This is a genomic window from Xenorhabdus stockiae (assembly GCF_002632825.1).
GTDB classification, from domain to species: domain Bacteria; phylum Pseudomonadota; class Gammaproteobacteria; order Enterobacterales; family Enterobacteriaceae; genus Xenorhabdus; species Xenorhabdus stockiae.
Genome location: NZ_NJAJ01000170.1, coordinates 1 through 259, shown reverse-complemented (window position 1 = coordinate 259; position 259 = coordinate 1). Strand labels below are relative to the sequence as shown.

Here is a 259-nt window from a genome sequence, read left to right as displayed (position 1 = left end):
TTTATCATTAATTTTACGGGTTAACGGGACTTTGCTTTCCGCATTGTTGATGGCGCTGGTGGCGTTTTGATTGGCGGTATCTGCCAGTTTCATTGCCTGCACGATATCCTGCTGAACGGGCGCAATCAGCGCATCGGTTTCGGCCTTGTTATAGGCATCTACGTCCGCTGCGATCAGGCGGATATCATTGACCAGCTCTTTATCATTAATTTTACGGGTTAACGGGACTTTGCTTTCCGCATTGTTGATGGCGCTGGTG

General features: G+C 48.6%; 1 pseudogene. It reads right to left on the bottom strand.

Going from position 1 to position 259, the window contains the following annotated elements:
* Positions 1–259 (bottom strand): annotated as a pseudogene (locus Xsto_RS21825) (phage tail protein); the annotation flags it as partial.